Raw genomic sequence first — 19,125 nt, 5'->3', positions numbered from 1 at the left:
CTACAATCCCTGGCAGACGTTCTGGTCGTTCGTATCAAGGAACGGCGCAAAGGGGCAGTTGACGTAGCGCAGGCGGACCCCAGCGCCGACGGGGATCACGATCTGGTCCGCGCGGATACTCGGCGCGGCGTTGGAGATCCCGCCCACCCGCGCTGCTCCGTTGTGCACGCCGAGGAAGCTGATCATGTCGTCTTGGTCGATACCGTCGCCCGAGACGCCGATCGCCCCGACAAGTTGAGATCCGCGATAGATCGGTACACCGCCCGAGAAGATCTGGATCCCGTTGGCGAGCCGCTTCTGTCCGTTCGGCGCGGCGGGCATCTGGGTGCACTGCTGCGCGGTATCGCCAAACGGCTTGCCTTCGGTGAACAGCGCGTGCTGCAGTACGTTCGATTTGATGAGGGCGACCTGCAGGCCGGTGGCGAACGGGTTGAAGTCCTCGATCGGGCGGCTCAGCGGGCCCTCTGGCCGGTCCTTTTCGCCATCGGGAAAATGGGGCCGCGCGATGTTGCCGATCGAGCGTGCGCCGAATGCCCACTTGCCGGTCAGCGCGGAGCTGTCGTTGAAGAACCTGCGGCTTCGCGCGACGTAACCGGCCACTTCCGCGTCGATAGTGTCGAGCAACTGCTGCGCGGCGAACGGGCCGGAGAAAAACGCCACTGTGCGCGCCTTCTGCAGCGAGACGTCGGTGCCAAAGATGGGCGCGTCGGGTGCGCGCACGATACCGAGTACGCTACCGTTGGTATCGACGAGGCTGATCGTCACTTGGGCGCGGCTGTCGAGCGGTCGGCGGATCTGCGCCCGCGCACGGCTCATGATCCGGTACGCCTCCTCCAGCACAGCGCGCGACTCTTCGGACGAAAGCGGCTGCGTCACGCTGCCCGCATCGGTCCCGCCTCGGATCGGATAGCGGTTTGCGCCGCTACCGTTGCTGAGGACGTAGGCATCGGGATAGGCGAAGTCGGCCACGGTGCGCTGGCGATAGCCGCTCGCTTCGGTGCCGTAGGGCGTGCCGGCGACGATCGCGTTGGTGTTGTACCCTGTCACCCCGACCAGGAGGCCGATGGAGCCGTTGATCGCGGCAAAGTTGGTCTTCAGCGGCGCAAGGTCAGCGGTGCGCATGTCGCTGTAGCGCAGCGAGGTGCCGTCGACGGTGATCTTGTCCGCGGTAACCGGATCGGGTGCGGCGAACCCCTGTAGCCCCGCGAGCGCGATCGCCTCCTCGTCGTCGATCAGCAGATCGGTGACGTTGCTGTCGAATGCGTAGTCGGGCTCGGCAACCACTCCGATGCCGCCTACTACCACCCCGTTCTTGTAGAGCGGGAACCCGCCAGGGTCGGCGGCCAGCCCCAACGGCGCGCGCTTTGGGCCGATGAAAGCTGTGGAGCCTCCGCCCGCGACGAACCGCGTATTGAGGTCCGAGCATGGAAGCTGGCTGAACTGCACGCCGAACAGCGGCCCGCTCTCGATACCGACGGTGATGGGAGACGGGGGAAAATTCGCCTGCACGATCATGCTCGCCGTGCGGGTCGAGAACGCGTTGCCACTCGACGACAGGTAGGCCCCGGTAAGTGCCTTCGAGATCGAAGCGATCACGGCGTCGGCGTTGGTCCCTTGCAGATTGACGTCGACATCGTTGAGCTGGCCGAGTGCGGTCAGGCGGCTGGTCAGCACGCGGTTGACCGTGCCGTTCATCACGAACACGCCGAGCACGTTACCGACCCGGTCGGTCACCGCGATCGTCGCCGGCTTTCTGCGCGCCTCGGCTTCGCCTGCGGCCTGCGCGATAATGCGCTGGACGTCGGCGACTGCCAGAGATTCGAGCGCGGGTGCCGTGTAGACCGCCACCGGGCTTGCCGAAGGAGTCGGCGCGGGCGCAGCCGACCCGCCGCCACCCGAACTGCTGCTGCCGCCGCCTCCGCACGAACCGAGCAGCAGCAGTGCGATCGTCAGCGCGGAAACCCGCGGCGAAGCTTTCATTGCAGCGCCCCGATACTGCGGGCCGCCTGGCCGAGCGCCGTACGGAATCCCGCGGGGCTGTAGCTTTCCGGGCTGTCGACCGCGGCATAGGCGCGGTCTATCGAGGTTCGGATACCCGCCGCGGCGCCCACCGTGATGCGGCCTTCGCGGACCATCGCGTTGAGCAGCGTATCCACCGCCATCACCGCTTGCGCCGACCCGGCATAGTCGGTGAAGCGGGGAGATGTGGTCCGGTCGGCGATCGCCCCGATAACGCGGAATGCGTCACCGCCGTCGTAGCCGCGCTTCGACAATGCATCGGACAGTGCGCCCGCCGCGAGCTCGAGCCGCTGCGAAGCCGCGACCGTCTCGCCCCGGCCTTTTCCCATTGCCTGGTGGAAGGCGGCGACAGCGCTGTCGAACGCCGCGCCCTGGCCCGGCGCCAGCGTGCGCGCGGCGACGGAGAGCATGATCATGTTCTCGTCGTTGAAGGGCGGAGTGGCGAACCCGATCGGGCGACCGGGGTTCGTCTCGAACGTCAGCCGCCGCTGCGGTCCGTCCGTGATCTGGCGGTGGCAGCTATGGCAGTCGAAGAAGAAGAATTCGGGATAGAGCCCCTGCGTACCGCGCGCCGGATCGCGGAAAACAGCCATCTCGCGGCGCACTGCTTCGGCTTGGCCGACGGCCCACAGGCGCACGCTGGACAGGTCGCCCTTGCGCCGGATGTAGTCGGCGTCGGCATCGTGGTGCTGCTGGAGCGCGGAAAAGAGGTCGAGTTCGAACGACAGGCGCGGATGGCCTGCGGCCATCACCCGGTGGGTGACGAACTGGCCCGCTTCGGAGCCGGCAAAGTGGCAATCGAGACATATCCGCGCGCGAACCTGCGGGTTCTCGAGCGGCACCATGCCGGCCGCGACGTTGCTCGCGTGGTTGCCTTGCACGGTGTAGTGCGTGGCGAGCCAGCGGTCGGCGGGACCGTGGCAGCCTTCGCATCCCACACCGTCGGAAAGCTGGAAACGGGCCGCGCGCGTGCCTGCCGGGGCAGGGGTGGCGTGGCATTGCAGGCATTCGCCCGATCCGGTCGGCTCGATCCCGAGCGTGGCGCCGATCTGGCGTCCGCGCAGCGAGCTGAGCACGGCGTAGGCCCGGCTGTGTGAGCCGCTCGGGCTGCTCGGTTCCTGCCAGGTGGCGATCTCGTCCTGCCGCACGACGGCACCGTTACCTTCGGCACGTCCATGGCACGTCGATCCGGCACAGGTCGCAACGCCGAGGTACTGGCCGCCAGCTGCATAGGCCGCCCCAGCCGCAAGCGTTCCGACGACAAGCGCCAGTGCCGTCAGGATGGCTGAAAGCGGACCCCTAACCGCTTCTGCGTTCACTCGTCGTTCTCCCCCTTCCCGGTGGGACAACCAGCTTTACCCTCTTCGGCGTCACAATGCACCTGCCACAGATCGTCATTTCCAACGCCCGTGATCGGCTCGTCGACCAGCGGCGGGGTAATCAGGGGCTCGGTGTCGGAGAGGATCACGAGATTGCCGATGTAGCCCGGAATGCCTCCGTCCTGCGGGCTGTTCTGGCCTTCTTCCCCCCCGACCGGAATGTAGAGGTCGGACCTCGTCGGGCCGTTCGCGGTCCCGCACGAAGAGCCGATCAGGCAGCCGTTGATCGTCGAAAGCGAGTCGAAAGACCCTCCGCGCGCGGCAGCCTGACCGTTGATCGTGATCGCGTCGATCGCGAGTCGCCCGGTCAGCGTACCCGTCGCGCCGAGGATCACGCCGTTGATTGCGATCTTGGTCGCGGCAGAGCCGGTATCGATGTTGAACGCACTGGCGGTAAACCCGCGCCGCGCGGTCGTTGCCGAGCTGGAACCCGTGTTCTGGATATAGAGCGCGTCGGTCGCGGTAACGTCGATCGAACCCGCGCGGATGAATCCGGTATCCGAAGATGTGGCGGTCGGCCGGTCGAGCATGGTCTTGAGCGCGGCAAAGTCGGTGTTCGAGCCGATCGCGTCGAGGATCGACTGTTCGGCCACCGCGATCGTCCCGCCTTCGAGGACCAGTGTTCCGAGCGGAGTGCCCGCGCTCCCCAGCAGGGAGATCGACCCCGGCCCCCCGACCACGTTGATTCGGGTCGGATCGATCGAGAACGTGTCCGTCGCCGACGAGGTGGTCAGGGTGACCGCCCCGTTCACCGTCACCATGCCCGCGGTATCGACCTTCAGCGTGCCGCCGCTGCCGATGTTGGCGGTGCTCGCGGTGCCGAACGACATGGCGAGAGTGCCGATCGTGATCGGAGCGCCGCCGCCTTCGCTCGAACGGCCGGCGATCGTGATCGACTGCTCGGCGAAGAGCCGTGCCGCCTCTGCCTGGTCGAGGCTGAACTGACCAGTGGTGCCCGCGCCGCCGAGGTTGATCGGCGCATTCGCACTCTGATTGGTGATGCGCAGCGTCTGCGTCGTCCCGCGGGTACCGAGCCGCCCGCCGCTGCCGATGGCGATGTCCCCAGCGGTCGCGGTGATGGCGGTGCCGGTCGCCGCGGCGTTCACGGTAAGCAACTGCTGCGCGGTCAACGCAAGGGCGCCCGAGGATGTGACCGTGGCGCCCGTGGTGACGGTCGCGCCGGACAGCGTGACGCCCGCGCCCGAGACAGCGCCCGTGGTCGCCAGAGCGCCGCCTGCCGACAGCCCCACCGTGCCGGTCCCCGAGGCGGTGCCGACCGTGAGCCCTTGCGCGGTCGAGATCGCGAGGTTGCCCGCGGCCGCCTGCGCGCTCGCCACTGTCAGCGCGCCGGTCGAGCCGAGATCGATCGAACGGCCGCTCGCCGTGACCGCGCCTGCCGAGGCAAGGTTGGTGACCGCGATTGCGCCGTTGGTCGCGGTGAGCAGGGTCGTGCTGCCGCTCGATGCGGTGCCGAGCGAGATGCCCGCTTGGCCCGAGACGGTGAGGGTACTGCCGGCGCTCAGCGGGCTGGTAGCGGTGACTGAACCGCCCGTACTGGTCAGGCCCAGTGCGCCGGTCGTGGCGAGCGCATTGCCGAGCGACAGGTTCGCCAGCGAACTCAGGGCAATGCCATTGCCGTTGATCGCACCGCCCACCGATAGCGCGCCGCCGGTGCTGGTGAGCGTGACCGAACCGGTCGCATCGACCGTATTGACCGCAAGGTTGCTCGCGGTCTGCACCGCCAGATTACCCGCGGTCGCGTCGAGATCGGCGAAAGTCAGCGCCCCGGTAGATCCGACGCTCACCGAGCGCCCGCTTGCGGTGACGGGGCCGCTCGAGGCGAGGTTGTTGACCGATACCGCCCCGTTGGCGGCGGTCAGCGTCGTCGTGGCGCCGCTCGATGCGGTTCCGAGCGTCACGCCGGTCTGGCCGGACACCGCAAGGGTGCCGCCTGCGCTGACCGGGCTCGCAGCCGAGACCGAGCCGTTGGTGCTGGTCAGGCTGATCGCTCCGCTGGTGGTCAGCGCGTTTCCGAGCGTCAGGTTCGCGAACGAAGATAGGCTGATGCCTACGCCGTTCAGAGCGCCGCTCGCCGCGAGCGCGCCGCCGGTGCTGATCAGCGCGATCGACCCGGTCGCGTTGACTGTGCCGACGCCGAGGTTGCCTGCCGTCTGCACCCGCACGTTGCCCGCGGTCGCATCGAGTTCGGCGAAGGTGAGCGCGCCGGTCGAGCCGATTTCGACTGCGGTCCCTTCGACGCTGACGAGGCCAACCGAGTTGAGGTTGGTCACGATGACCGGGCCGCTCACCGTGAACAGGTCGGTCGTCGAGCCGCTGGTCAGCGTGCCGAAGGAAATGCCGGTCTGGCCATTGGCAGAGATCCGGCCGCCCGCGACGACCGGGCCGGTGCCCGTCAGCGAACCGCCGGTGCTGGTGAGAGCGATGTTGCCGCTTGCGGTAGCGCCGCCGAATGCGAGGTTCCCGGCCGTGCGGACGAACAGGTTGCCTGCCGTGGCGGTTGCGCTCGTGAATGTGAGCGCGCCGGGCGAGACGATCGACACGTCCTCGCCGCTCGCGGTGACGGCACCTGCCGAAGTCAGGCTGGCTACCGCGATATTGCCTTGGTCCGCGCGCAGCAGCGTGGTGCCACCCGAGACGACGCTCGCGAGGTCGAGGCCGAGGTCGGCCGACAAACTGACATTTCCGGATGCGCTCGCACTGCCGTCGGGGGTCGAGAAAACCCCGCCTGCGTCCACGGTCAGGTTGCCGTTAGCCGCGATCGCGGTGTCCGAAATCACGTCGACCCCGGCGATGAAGGTCAGGTCGGTACCGTTGACCGCGCCGGTATTGTGCACCGTGCCGCTGTTGCTGATGAGCGTGACCGCACCCGCCGCATCGACGGAAGCGAGATTCAGGTCATCCTCGGTTTCGATCGAGAGGCTGCCGGCGATCGCGTCGGCATCGGCGAACGACAGTGCACCCAGCGACTTGAGGTTCACCGTCGCGCCGTAAACCGTCACCAGCCCGCCCGAACGCAGGTCGGTGCTGACGATGACCGGTCCGCTCAGTGCCTGCAGAAGGGTGGATCCCGCAGCCGAAAGGTGGGTCATGTTTATGCCGAGGTCGGCGATCACGCTCGCATTGCCGAGGGTCGAGATCGGGCCGGTGTTGGCGAACGTGCGGCCGACCGTAATTGTCAGATTGCCGGTCACGTCGAGCGCACCGGGCGCCGTGATCGCGAGCACCGCGTCGCGCGGGGTCAGGATAGTCGCGGTGCCGCCGACAGTGACGGGCGCACCGGCGATCGAGCCGGTGAAGCCGTTGCCCGCGGGCGCGGTCGCGCCGCTCGCATCGAGCAGCAGGTCTCCGGTGATGCCGAGAGCCGCGCCCGCGCCGCCGACTTCGGCGACGAAGCTTGTCGCCCCGCCGTCGCCGTTGGGCATTGTACCGGTGTAGTCCGTGCCTCGCGCCAGAACTTCGAGGCGCCCGAGCGAGCGAGCAGCCGTAACCGTGCCGCTGTCGATTAGCTCAAAGCCCGCACTGCCCCCGTTACCCGTGCCGCTTCCAACCTGACCGGGCGAGAAGGAAAAGCCCTGCCCGAACGAACCCTCGGGCCCGCCATACCCCGATCCGCTGATAAAGACGTCGCCGAATGCGAACGGGATGTCGGCGAGCGCGACGAATGCATCGCCGCCGAACCCGTCGCCCCCGGGACCGAATTCGCCGCTGGAGGACCCACCCGCGTATCCGCCGAAACCGTTGGCGTTGACGTTGATCGATCCGCCAATGGCGAGTGAGGCCGTGCTGCCTGCTGGTGCCTCGAACAGCGCAGACCCGCCCGCGCCGAAGCCGCCCGCGCCGCCCGCGCCGACTTCGGAGGGGTTGTACGAACCACCGCCGCCAAAGCCGTTGGCGCTGATCGAGAACCCGCTCTCCACGCCATAACCGGTGTTATCGAGAGTGCCGCCGCTGGCGCTGAAAGTCGCGTTGCCGCCATAGCCGTGTCCGGCAAAGGCCAGCGTCTCGTCGGGAATGCCGCTGACGGCGTACGCCCCGAAGCCGCTGGCCTCTATGCTCAGGCTCGGGACGATGACCCTGCCGCCCGTTAGCAGGAACGTCGCGGCCCCGCCGACGCCGTCGCCGCTGGTGAAGGGGTCCGGGCCCGGGTTGGAACTGGCATATCCTCCGAAACCGGACGCCAGCAGGTCGAGATAATCGCCGACGGTGAACGTGCCGCCCGACATGTCGATAAGGGCGGTGCCCCCGGTTCCGACCCCGCCGTTACCACCGACCACAAAGTAGTTGGCGAAGCCCTGCGCCGAGAGCGTTGCCGAAGGGAGGTCGATCGAACCGAGCGCCCCCGACAGCTCGATCGAGGCAGTGCCGCCGGTCGCGTCGAAGCCGGTGGTGTCGACACCGTATTCGCTGAAATAGCCGTTGAACGAACCCCCTGTTGCATCGGCATAAAGATCGAGATGGTAGGGGGACACCACCGTGCCGCCACGCGCGAACAGCGTGGCCGTACCCCCGAAAGCGTTGGCGGCCGAAGGGCCGTCGGCGCCGAAGCCGGTTGCGTCGATGAATAGGCCGACGCCTTCCGATTGGCCTTCGATCCGCAGTGCGCCGCCATTGGCTGCGCCGACCGCGACTGTGCCGCCGCGCGCCTCGCCTGCCACGGTCAGCGCCCCTGCGGTCTGACCGGTGGCGGATGCCGCGAGATAGGGGACCGAAATGCTTCCCCCATCGGCGGCGATGATAATCGAACCGCCACGCGCGGTGGGTGTGGTGTCGGCGATGGTCGGATCATAGAACCGCGAGAGCAGGTCCGCGCTGGCGTTTGCCTGGAGATATCCGAGCGTCAGTGCTGCGCCGCCGTCGACCAGCACGTCGATCGTTCCACCGACCGCCTCGTTCGCGCCGCCGTTGTATCCGGCGGCAGCCGTCGCGTCGATCGTTAGCCCGTTGGTGATCGTAAGCGAAGCCCCTTCGCCGACGTGGAACGCGGTGCTGCCGCCACCGGCGAATGCCGATCCCGCCACCGATCCGGCGCCAAGGCTTTCGGCGCCGGTCGCATAGGTGAACAGCAAAACGTTGTCCCACGTCAGCTCGCCGCCCAAGATGTCGATCTGCGTCGTTCCTCCGGTCCCACTGCCACCGATTCCATCGAGGGCGGTGCCGCCTTCGCCGTAGCCGTCGAATCGCAGCGAGAAGGCGGGGAGATTGGCGGTTGCGTCTGTCAGGTACGAGAGGTGGCCACCGGTGCCATCGCCCCCACGTCCGGCGATGAAGGACTGGCCGCCGCGACCCAGCGCGCTGGCATCGAGCGTCCCCGACAACTCGCCACTTTCGAGCACGCGCACTGTGATCGTGCCACCGGTGCCCGATCCCGCATCGTTGTCGGCCTCGCCGCCTTCGCCGTCCACCCAGGCCTCGATCGGCGCGCCGATCGTGCCGCCGATGGCGTCGATGTTGATTGTGCCGCCGAACGCGTCGGCGCCCTTCGCGCCGTTCTCGCTGACGATACCGGTCTCGCCCGATGCGTCGAGTTCGATGCCGATGAACGGTGCCACGATCGCGCCGCCGCTGAGCGCCGAAAGCGTGATCGCCCCGCCGCGCGATTCGCCCACGGCGTCGCCCGCGCCCGAATAGGCCTCGGCTTCGAGGCGGAACGACGGCGTGCCTTCGCTATCCTGTGCGCGTGTACCGACGGTGCCGCCGTTCGCTGCGGAGACGGTGATCGTCCCGCCATGCGCGAACCCGGCGCGGGTCGCCGCGCCGACGTTGTCCGCCCCCACGTCGACGTCGATGTATGCCGCGTCGATGCTGCCACCGTCCGCAGTGAGCGAAACGTCGCCGCCGGTCACATCGGCGGAACTGTCGGGCTGGCCATTGAAGAAATATGCGGTCTCCCCTCGCGCCTGCAGATCGAGCGAATAGAGCACGCTGAGCGACGCGCCCTCGATTGCCGAGATCGCGATCGTGCCGCCCCGCGCGAATGCGCCTGTCGGGCCGTTGATCCCGGCATAGGCACTCGCGCTGGCGTAGAGATAGTCCATATCCACCGAAATGCCGCCGCCGACGGCCAGGGTGATGTCGCCGCCGATCGGGTCGTAGGCGGAGTCGCCGTCCTGCGCGGTGGCATAAGCGTAGAGCGATCCGATGGTCTGGTCCTGCCGGTCGAACACGATGTCGATCGTGCCGCCGAAAGCGTCGCCGCCCCTGCCGGAGCCGAAGCTGGCGCTGTTGCCGCCGATCGCCGAAGCGTCGAGGCTCAGGAAGTTGACCGCAATGCGGCCACCGAGCGGGTCGGTATCCGGGTCGCCCAGGCTGTCGCTGAGGGTGACCGTGCCGCCGCTACCAACGCCGCCAAAACCGGGGATGAATTCTTCGCCCCGGAAGTCGTAGCCGGGACCGCCGTCGGCGTCTGCATAGGCCGACAGGTAGTTGGTCGTGATGGAGCCGCCGAACCCCGCTGCGACATCGATCGTGCCGCCGGTCCCGTCGCCGCCCTGGACATAGCCAAAACCGCCGCGCCCTTCCGCCGACAGGTAAATGCTGTCCGCGGCGATCGAGCCGCCAACTGCGTGCAGCGATATGGTACCGCCCTGCCCAGCAAGCCCCGTCTCGCCGTCCTCGCTGGCTCCACCCTCGTGATTGGCGCCCGCGTCGAGGAACTGGCCCGCGTCGATCTCGCCCGCGGGCAGCAGCCCGCCGCCGCCCTGCGCTTCGATCGAGATCACGCCCGCCGCTTGGTCGTTGCCGGACTGGACGTTCAGGCCGTAATCCGCCTGGATCCGAGTGCCGCCCGCGGCGATGAGGTTGACCGACTTTTCACCTTCCAGATCGGTGAACGAGCGGAAGACCGTGTCGTTGGTCCCTTCGGAATTCGGCCCCGGCACCTCGGGCGCCACGGTTAGGTCGCCCGTCGCGTGGGCGGATACGGGACTGCGAAACTCGCCCGCGCCAAGGCGGATGTTGCCGTCGGGCCCGCCCGCGGCGCCCGCGGTCAGGACGATCGACGATCCGTCGCTGAACAGCGAACTCGCCTGCGTGTAGCCGAGCGAGCCGCCGAGCATCATCGTCAGCGCGTCGTTCTTGGGAATGGCCACGAACGAGATGGCCTTGCTGTCGCTAAATCCGGTCGAGGCGCTGCCGGTGGTGGTGCCGTCGTGGACGATGCCCTCGCCGTCGGTCGTGCCGGTGGTGATGGCGATGTCGAAATTGCCGGCATTGATCGTGATGTCCGCCGCCTCGGCCGCGACGAAGGCGATCGAGCGGTCCGCCTGCACATACCCGTGCTGCTCGATCCGCGGCGCGACGAGCGCGATGTAGGAACCGGAATTGTTGCCGACGATCGAGGCGCCGGACGAGACGATGATCGGCGCCTTCGAACCCGACGCGCCTGCAAACTTGATTGCGCCGTTGGCGTCGGTGAAGATGGCGCCGTTGTTGCCGTCCAGGCCGTAGGCGATGTCGTCGGTCGTCAGCACCAGCCCGCCGACACTGATCGACGCGCCGTTGCCGATCACGAAGCCGTAGGGCGTGTAGAACCACACGTTGCCGCCCGCCAGCTGGCCTTCGCCTCCGTCGTAAACCGTGCTGGTGATCGTCCCGTTGAGGCCGATCATGCTCGCCGTGGTCGGCAGAATCCGGTTGAGGACCGTGTATTCGGTAAGGTTGGATCGAAACGCGACTGAATTCTCGCTCGGCAGGAAGTCGATGATCGCCGGGCCACTCGTGTCGGTCGGAGACCAGTCGATGACGGTGCGCGGACCCAGCACATCGATGGTCGAGCCGCCGAACTCGGCACCGCCGGCCTTTACCTCGCCCGAACCGGCGAACTGCGCCATCGCGCGTTCGGGTGCGGCGGCAAATACCAGCGCCATCGCCGATGCGGCAAGCAAGGCCGGACGGCGGCAGGCGGTACGCGCCCGATCAGGAGTCGTGCGATCCATTAGCGGTCTCCCCAAGGCAGCAGCCGGGCGGTAAGAGTGAAGAGCACGCGCGGGTCGCTCTTTTCGAGCTGGTAACCGGCGCGCTGGAGGGGGGCGGCGAAGATCACGCCGAAATCGAAGCGGTCGGCCCAGCGCCCGCGCACGCCGCCACCGGCGGTCAGCACGCTGCGCGGGTCGGGGTTGACCCCGCCGTCGTCGAGCCACGCATCGGCCCAGTCGAGAAACGCGAACGGCTCTATCCCGATGCCGCCCTGCCGACCCGGCGTGCGCGAGCCGTAGCGCAGCTCGAACGAGGCGCCGATTGCGTGATCGCCCAGCGCGATGCCGGGATCGAGTCCGCGGCCGATCGTGTAGTTGCCCAAGCTCACCTGCTCGTAGGACAGCAGCGCCCCGTCGGACCACTGCGCCGTCGGGGCGACTGCAAACGTCAACATCGGGGCGGGGCGGAATTCGTACTGTCCGTCGAAGCGGACCACGAACGCCTGCGGATCGGCAAGCACGTTGCTGATCGGGACGTTGGGCGGGAGGCAGTCGGCGAGATTCGAACAGTCCTTGCTTGCCCCGAAGATGCCGAGGCCGCGTCGCACCTCGAGCGAGGAGATCGCCTGCCAGCGCGGTGCTGCGGGCGTGAACCCGCCCGTTCCGGACAGGCTGCCGGGATCGAGCGCGAGGTGATCGAGCCGCGCGAATGCGACCGTCAGTTCATCGTCGGACAGCGGCGTAGTGCCGAACGTCAGTTCCTGGTCGACGATCTCGAGCCCGCCGGTCGCGAACAGCGAGCTTGCCTGCCGCCGCGCGAGCGCTCCGCGCAAATGGATTTCGCCCACGAAGGTGTCGCTCTCGAACCCGCCGCCCGCGACATCGGGTTCGCTGTGGCCGAATAGTGCGCTGCCGCCCAGCCGCAGTCCGTTGGTACCGAGCGCAAGCTCGTGGCTCAGCCGGATGATCCGCTGTTCGCTCCAGTCGACCGTGTTGTAGATGCTCGCAGTGGTGCGATCGCCCATGCCGAGGAGACCGTTGAAGGCGATCTCGGCGAAGAGTCCCTCGCGCCCCGTGGCCTTCGCGCCAAGGTTTTGCGCGCCGACGACCAATTCGACCGGCACACGGTTGACCTGGATGTCGCCGATCACCTCGCCCGGTGCGCGCTGGGCGGAGCGCAGTGTCAGTCGTGCGTCGTAGCCCGGCAAGTCGCGCAGCAGCAGCAGGTTTCGCTCGGCATCCTGCGTGTTGAACCACGTCTCCGCTGTGAGCGGTTCGAGATGCCCCGCGATGAGCTTTTCCGCCCCGCCGGCGTCGCCGCGCACCTGTAGCTCGACGAGCTTGGCGGCGAGCACGTCCATCCGGACCGTACCGCCCTTGTCGATTCGCTGTGGCGGGATCTGGACTGCGGCGAGGAATCCCTGACGGCGAAGCTCGGTCGCCGCGCGGTCGCGCACGTCGCACAGAGCGGTGATCGGCAGCTCGCGCCCGGCAAACGGGCGCCAAGAGCCGTCGAGGTCGCTCGCCGGGATGCCCGGCAGGCCGGTGAATTCCACGCTCGCGAAATTCACCGTGTTGCCGGCAAAGGCGGGGTCGGCGAGAGGGCAGGGACCGCGCTCGATCCCGTCCTCGACCTTGAGGCGAGTGGGTGGCGGGGTTGTCTCGCGCCCGACCGAGAGGTCGTCGCGCGTCGGCCCGGCGACCTGCGCCGCGGCGGGGGCGAGCGGCATCAGCACCGACAGCCCTCCCAGCGCAGCGCCTATGAGCGCCTTAGTGCGATAACCGGTCCGCGCACACGCGCGCTCGTTGGCCGAAGCCTTCATCCCTCACTCCTCACCGCATGGCGAGCGTCCCGGTTGACCGTTCGCTCGCCATGACTTGGTACTTGTGTGGAGGTCGTTGCCCCCGGATGCGGCCCGTGCAGCCCGGCTCCTACCCTTCGGCGGAGGCCATGGCCGTGGAAAGGACATCGAGCTGCGCGGTGCAGCCGAGGTCGATAAGTTTGGCGGCAAGCGCCTCGGCGTCGGCGGGCACCGTATCGAGCACCCGGAAAGTGATTTCGTTCGGTTTCCCGTCGCCGCCGGCGATGACATAGGTCGCGCCATCGGTGATCGGCGCCTGCGCCAGGTCCCAGACGGTGATCATGTCGCCGTCGCCGAAGTTGGCCTTGCTGGTAACCTTCGCGCCTCCGACCCCGATCGCGTAGAGTTGTTCCCCAGCGGTTGCCGGGCGCCACAGGCGCACCTCCGAGGCATCCGCGATGCACATCGGCCCGGCCTGCCGCACGTCGACATACCACAGGTTCGGGCGGGTGACGGGCCCCAGCGTCGTGTCGCGCACGGCTCCCGTGCGAACCCGTGCGGCGCTGCGCTGGCGGGTCAGCAGCGCGAAGGCGTTGCTGCGATCCTCGCTCGCTTGCGTCGCCAGCGTGTACGATCCGGCGCCGCGCAGCACGCGGGTGCCCTTTTCGTCGAGCACGGTCAGGGTATCGCCGGCCTGCAACACGATCCGGTCGGTCGGGGCGATCTTCCTGCCCACCGGATAGGTCTTGGCGGACGGCCCGCTCACCGACACGACGACCCCGGCGTGGGCCTGCGCCATTGACATGACTGCAAGCAGCGCGGCGGCCAGCAAAGCGAGCGACTTGTTAGGATACGACATAGGCCCCCTCCTCATTCAGGGATTGGATTCTTCGTAGCAAATTTGTGAGCGCAATGTCAGCGCCATACCGTTGCGAAACAGCATTAATCTGCCGAGCCGCGGCCTCCCGGTCGGTCAAAGCGAGGGCAATCGCTTCGCCGAGCGCGATCCGGTCCGCCGAAGACCACTCGGGCGCGATGTCGAACACCTCGATCGGACTACTCCGACCACGCAGGATCACCCGCCCCATCGGCCGCCACCAGTCCATCCCGCTACGCTCGACAAGGTCGCGGCTGGCCAAGACCTGGGTCTCAAGGCTCTTGTTTGCCGCCTCCAGCCTGGCGGCGGTGTTCATGCTGTCGCCAAGCGCTGTGTACTGGATCCGGTTCTCGCCGCCGAAATTGCCCACCACCGCCTCGCCGAAATGCACCCCCACGCGGGTGCGGCCGATCGGTGGCAGGTTCGGGTCGAGTTCGGCAACCTCGGCACGGAAATCTTCGCCCGCCTGCCAAAGGGCATGCGCCGCGCGCGACGCGCGTTCGGCATCGTCGGCCCGCGCGATCGGCGCGCCCCAGAACGCGACCACTGCGTCGCCGACGAACTTGTCGAGCACGCCGCCGTGCGCGAGTACGGCATTGCTGAGCAACGCGAGGTACCGGTTGACCAGCTTGGCAACCTGTTCCGGCTCCAGCGCATGGCTCATCTTGGTGAAGCCTTCGAGGTCGCTGAACACGACGCATAGATCGCGCTTCTCGCCGTGGAGCGCGAGAAGTTCGGGGTGCTCGATGATTTCGGCGGCCATCTCCTTCGGCAGGTACTTGCCGAGGGCGCCTTGCGCGAAGTTGCGCTGGACCGCCCCGGCGGTCCGGGCCGCCGAGGTGACCGCGGAGAAGGCGAGGATCCAGCCGAGGACCCACCCGACTGCGGGCAATCCGTAGGTGTCGACCCCGCGCCACTCGAGCACGAAAGGTGCGCCGATCATCGCGGCGAACTGGACCACCAGCAGCACGTAGATCCGCCAGTTGCCCCACTCGAGCAGCCCGGTCAGCACGGCCATCACGGTGAACAGGAGCGCGAACGCCCACAGGGTCAGCGGAAGCGGCTTGGGGAGCCTTTTCCCGTCGAGCATCTGGGCAAGCATTTCGGCATGGACCTGCAACCCGGGCGGAGGGTTGGTGCCGGTCCACTCGCTCAAGGGGGTGGGCACCCGGTCGGTATCGACGATGTCGCCGCCGATCAGCACGTAGCGTCCGGCAATCGCGGGGGCGAGGGCTGGAGCCATCGCCGGGTCGGCAAACAACTGGATGGGAAGCGAAGCGAACATCGGCACTTCCGCGCTCGTCGTCAGGCGATAGGCGATCGCGCCGGTGTATCCCGACAGGGTTCGATCCGGGCTTCCGGCATCGCTCACCATCTGGCGTCCCAATACCGGAGGAAGGTCGGAGCGGATTTCGGGCCACAGGCGGGTGACCCCGAACTGGTCGCTGAGGCGGACGCTTGCGGGCTTCGCTTTGCTGCCGTCTAGCCTCGCGAGAAATGACTTGAGGAACTGCTCCTGGTCGAACTCGATGCTGCCGGCATTGGTGGCGACGTCGGCATACCCAACCGAGACCGGGGTCTTCATGGCGCGCAGCGTTTCGACGAGCCGATCGTCCTCGTCTTGCGGCTGGTCGAACAGGATATCGATCCCGATAGCCTTTGCGCCCATCGTGTCGAGGTTCGCCAACGCCTGAGCCAACAGTCCGCGGTCGAGGGGAGATCGCTTGCGGAGCTGCGCCAGAGTCTGGTCGTCGAAGACCACCAGCACCACGCGAGGGTCCTGCTCGATCCGCGCGCGGTCGGCACCCGTGTAGCTGCGCAGGTCGTACATCGCGCGCTCGGCAGGGCTAATGACTGGCAGCTCGCCGCCTGCGCTCATGCCCCAGCCGAAACGCGCAACGAACAGCGCGAGCAGCACGAGTGCTCCCGTCAGGACGAGGCGGCGCGGCCCTGCCTCGCGCACGTTGCGCCACCCACGGTGCAGGATGTCGATGGCTACGCTGTCACTCACCTGGTCAGTCCGATCGGCCGATCAGTTCCCGTGGAACAGAGCGCGTTCCCCGTCGCCGATCAGAGCGAAGCCCGACCAGTAAAAGGGGTGCGAAGTGTCGGCATCGTCCATCAGCTTCGTCTGCGCGGCAAGTAGCGCCTCGCCGACGCCGAGTGATTGCGGAGCGTCGAAGAAGCTTTCGAACAGCCGCCTGGTCGCGCCGAATTCGTCGGGCGCGGGCCAGTGGCTGGCGATGACCTGCCGCCCCCCTGCGCCGATGAACGCGCGGACGAGCCCATCCAGTGCCTGCCCGCCGCCGCCCTCGACACCTGCCGATTGCGTTGTCTCGAGTCCGGCAAGGCTCGCGGTGTTGCAGGCGGACAGGATCACAAGGTCGGCATCGAACTCCAGCTCGAAGATGTCGCCGAACTGGAGCAAGCCGTCCGAGCCGGGGCCGCCGAACGAAGTGAGCAGGGCCGGTCGCACGGGGCACGATGCCTTGGGCGCGGTGACGATGCCGTGGGTGGCAAAATGGACGATGCGGAATGCATCGAGGTCGCTGCGCGCCTGGATCGCGGTGTCGGTGAACGCCGCGCCCGTCAGGATTTCCGCGCGGCCCTGGCCGAGCTCACGACTGGCGAACACCAGTTCCTCGGCCGAGATCGGTCGGTTCCATGCGGCAAGCGGTACCGCGCAGCTTTCGTCCGTTCCCATCCCATCGACGCTGCGGACCAGCGAAGCGCGGCTCACAGGGCCAAGCGGCTGGTTCTGGCCGAGCCCGAGATAGAGTGACCCGGCTTTCGATGCCGGCGCGGCACGCGCGTCGCGGAAGCTCGAGGGCGATAGCGCTGTGCTGATCGCCCGCCCGCGGCCGAGCCAGGCGAGGCCGCGGAAGTCGTATTCGTCGCCGCCCGCCTTGACCCGCGCATGGTAGGCGTCGACCCCCGACTGGTCGGCGACCAGCAGATTGACCGGCAGCTCCATCAGCGCGCCGTCGGGTTCGAAGACGAGGTGTTTCACCTGGCCCAAGTCACCCGCGACCGGGCCGAACAAGTCGCCGAATAACGTACGCGCCGTATCGACGTCGAACGGATATGTCGCAACCACGCCGCCGACCGTCACCGAGATACTGTCGCGCAGGGCGCCGACCAGCCTGGCCACCTCCCCGGCGTTGGCACGCATTTTCCAGCCGCTCGACCGGGTGGGGGACAGGTAGACGGCGTACATCGCGTCGCCGACTTCGACGATTTGCAGGTAGGCTTCATCCGGGCGGAGCAAGCCACGCAGGTCGGAAGCGGTCAGGTATTCGCGGGCCTGCGAGCGATAGGCGGGATAGGCCGACAGCTTGTCGAGAAGCTCGACCTGGCTCTGTTCGAGTCGCTGCTGGCGCGCGTCGAGCTCAGCCAGAGTGGCGGCGTCGGGGGCAGTCGCGCCGGGCGCGGCGAACTGCGCGCGCGTGAGGCTGAGGCGGTTGATCTCGCGCCGGACCGCGGTTTCGCGGCGGAACAGGTCCGATGCCTCGCCATCGCCTGCCTCGAGCCTGCGCGAAAGCTGCGCGAGGGTCTGCGCAGCGCCGGGCCGCTCGATCAGCTGGCCGGCCGCGAACATATCGGCGGCGAGCGTGGGATCGTTCGACGCGCCTGCGGCAAGGATGTCGAAATAAGGAACGAGCTGGTTCTCGAGCCCCACAAGCGCCGACCGATCCTTTGCGGTATCGGCGACGATGCCCTTGTAGAGTTCGAGCGCCTGACCCTGCTGCCCGTGGCGGGTGAGGAATGCAGCGAGACGCGCCTGCGCGGCGCTGACCGACGCGGTCTCGGGATAGCGAAGTTGCGTCAGCGCGAGGGCTTCGCGCAGCAACCCCTCGGCCTGGGCGTTCTGGCCGAGCGCCTCGTGCGAGAGCGCCATTTCGCTCATGAGTTGAGCTTCGAGCCGGGCGGTCGAGAGCACTCGCCCTTCGCGGATCGCCGTGATCCGCTGGCGGGCATCGGTCAGCGCGGCAAGCGCGTCGGCGGGCTTACCCTCGAGCCGGTCGGCGGTCGCTGCAAGCTGACGAGCCTGCGCATCGATGATCGAGGCGCGCTCGGTGGCCGTGAGTCGCGTGTCTTGTGCGATCGCATCGGTCAGCCCGGCGGAAATGCCCGAGTTCAGGCCGTTGGAAATGGCCCGGTCGATCTGCACCGATCCGTCAGCTGTTGTTACCGGATCGACCAGTTCGGGCACGGGACGCTCGAGGATCGCTCGCGCGGCCGCAAGGTCGCCGCGGTTGATCGCGTCGATCGCCTCGAAATTCCTGAGCAGGCGCGACTGGATCGGGTCGCGGAGCTCCATGCCGCGCGCGGTCTCGAACACGCGGCCCGCTTCGAGATATCGCCCCATGTTCGATAGTTGCAGTGCGCGGTTGACCAGGACCTCGTGCTGGGCGAGCGCGGCAGCGGCCGGATCCTGTGCGAATCCGCTCGCGGTGGCGATCAGGTCGGGCCGGAAATATTCCTCGGCGCTCGAGAAATCGCCGGCGTTGTTCTGGCGATACCCTTGGCCGATGAGCAGGTCCGTCTCGCCGAGACTGGCTCGCGCGAGCGCAAGCGATCCGCTGCCGCCAGTCGTGACGATATCGACGGCTCCAGGGACCACGCGGTTTTCGGCAATGCTCGCTAGTGCCAGCTTCAGCGCGCTGTCGAACGCGGCGAGGCCTTCGACCACTGTGGTGCGGTTGCCGCTGGCGACTTGGTAGCTCTTCCATTCGAGCCCGCTGCCGGCCTCGAGGCAGGTTCGCACAGTCGCCCCCGATGGCGCGCCGACGGCCACCGTCGGCGCACCGCAGTCGAGGACGCTCGTGCGGTCGCGCGCAACGAGGTCAAGGGCGTTCCGAGCTCCCCGCCAGCTGTAGGCCGTGCCGACCGGTCGCGTGACATCGCGGCAGATGAGCGCCCACTTGCGGTCCCACAGCGAACCGCGAACGGCCCCCAGCCGGACACCCTGCGCCTCGCACAGCGAGCCCGCATTTCCGATAGCGAAACGCTCGGCGGCGAGCGGCGCGACCGACTGCGCGGCCACGGCCTGTGCCCCGAGAGCGGCCGCAACGGCGACCGCCAAGCGAACAAGTGCAAGCTTCACGTAGACT

The 19,125-nt window shown here is 67.9% G+C and carries 7 protein-coding genes; all 7 read right to left on the bottom strand.

Annotation, left to right across the window (positions count from 1 at the left end; translation table 11 throughout):
- Positions 1–1,980: a heme-binding protein gene (locus ACWPMX_RS09680; protein WP_455699813.1), complete on the bottom strand. Its 1,980-nt coding sequence runs from the start codon at positions 1,978–1,980 to the stop codon at positions 1–3.
- Positions 1,977–3,338 (bottom strand): multiheme c-type cytochrome, encoded by a 1,362-nt coding sequence (locus ACWPMX_RS09675; protein ID WP_455699812.1) that lies wholly within the window; start codon positions 3,336–3,338, stop codon positions 1,977–1,979. The genes ACWPMX_RS09680 and ACWPMX_RS09675 overlap by 4 nt, the downstream gene beginning before the upstream one ends.
- On the bottom strand, positions 3,335–11,353 hold the full coding sequence (locus ACWPMX_RS09670; RefSeq protein WP_455699811.1) for a beta strand repeat-containing protein: 8,019 nt from the start codon (positions 11,351–11,353) through the stop codon (positions 3,335–3,337). The genes ACWPMX_RS09675 and ACWPMX_RS09670 overlap by 4 nt, the downstream gene beginning before the upstream one ends.
- Positions 11,353–13,155, bottom strand: a complete 1,803-nt coding sequence (locus ACWPMX_RS09665; protein ID WP_455699810.1) for a ShlB/FhaC/HecB family hemolysin secretion/activation protein — start codon at positions 13,153–13,155, stop codon at positions 11,353–11,355. The genes ACWPMX_RS09670 and ACWPMX_RS09665 overlap by 1 nt, the downstream gene beginning before the upstream one ends.
- Before the next feature lie 109 nt (positions 13,156–13,264).
- The gene (locus ACWPMX_RS09660) at positions 13,265–13,993 is read right to left on the bottom strand and encodes a hypothetical protein (protein ID WP_455699809.1); all 729 of its coding nucleotides are present in this window, start codon (positions 13,991–13,993) and stop codon (positions 13,265–13,267) included.
- Positions 13,980–16,022, bottom strand: a complete 2,043-nt coding sequence (locus ACWPMX_RS09655; RefSeq protein WP_455699808.1) for a CHASE2 domain-containing protein — start codon at positions 16,020–16,022, stop codon at positions 13,980–13,982. The genes ACWPMX_RS09660 and ACWPMX_RS09655 overlap by 14 nt, the downstream gene beginning before the upstream one ends.
- Before the next feature lie 21 nt (positions 16,023–16,043).
- The gene (locus ACWPMX_RS09650) at positions 16,044–19,118 is read right to left on the bottom strand and encodes a CHAT domain-containing protein (RefSeq protein ID WP_455699807.1); all 3,075 of its coding nucleotides are present in this window, start codon (positions 19,116–19,118) and stop codon (positions 16,044–16,046) included.
- Positions 19,119–19,125 lie beyond the last annotated feature (7 nt).

The organism is Tsuneonella sp. HG094 (assembly GCF_053819285.1).
This window is presented reverse-complemented; position numbering and strand designations above follow the sequence as displayed.

Bases quoted from the DNA above. Each gene is read 5' to 3' on its own strand.
- ACWPMX_RS09680 (WP_455699813.1), bottom strand. From the start codon at position 1,980: ATGAAAGCTTCGCCGCGGGTTTCCGCGCTGACGATCGCACTGCTGCTG.
- ACWPMX_RS09670 (WP_455699811.1), bottom strand. From the start codon at position 11,353: ATGGATCGCACGACTCCTGATCGGGCGCGTACCGCCTGCCGCCGTCCG.
- ACWPMX_RS09665 (WP_455699810.1), bottom strand. From the start codon at position 13,155: ATGAAGGCTTCGGCCAACGAGCGCGCGTGTGCGCGGACCGGTTATCGC.
- ACWPMX_RS09660 (WP_455699809.1), bottom strand. From the start codon at position 13,993: ATGTCGTATCCTAACAAGTCGCTCGCTTTGCTGGCCGCCGCGCTGCTT.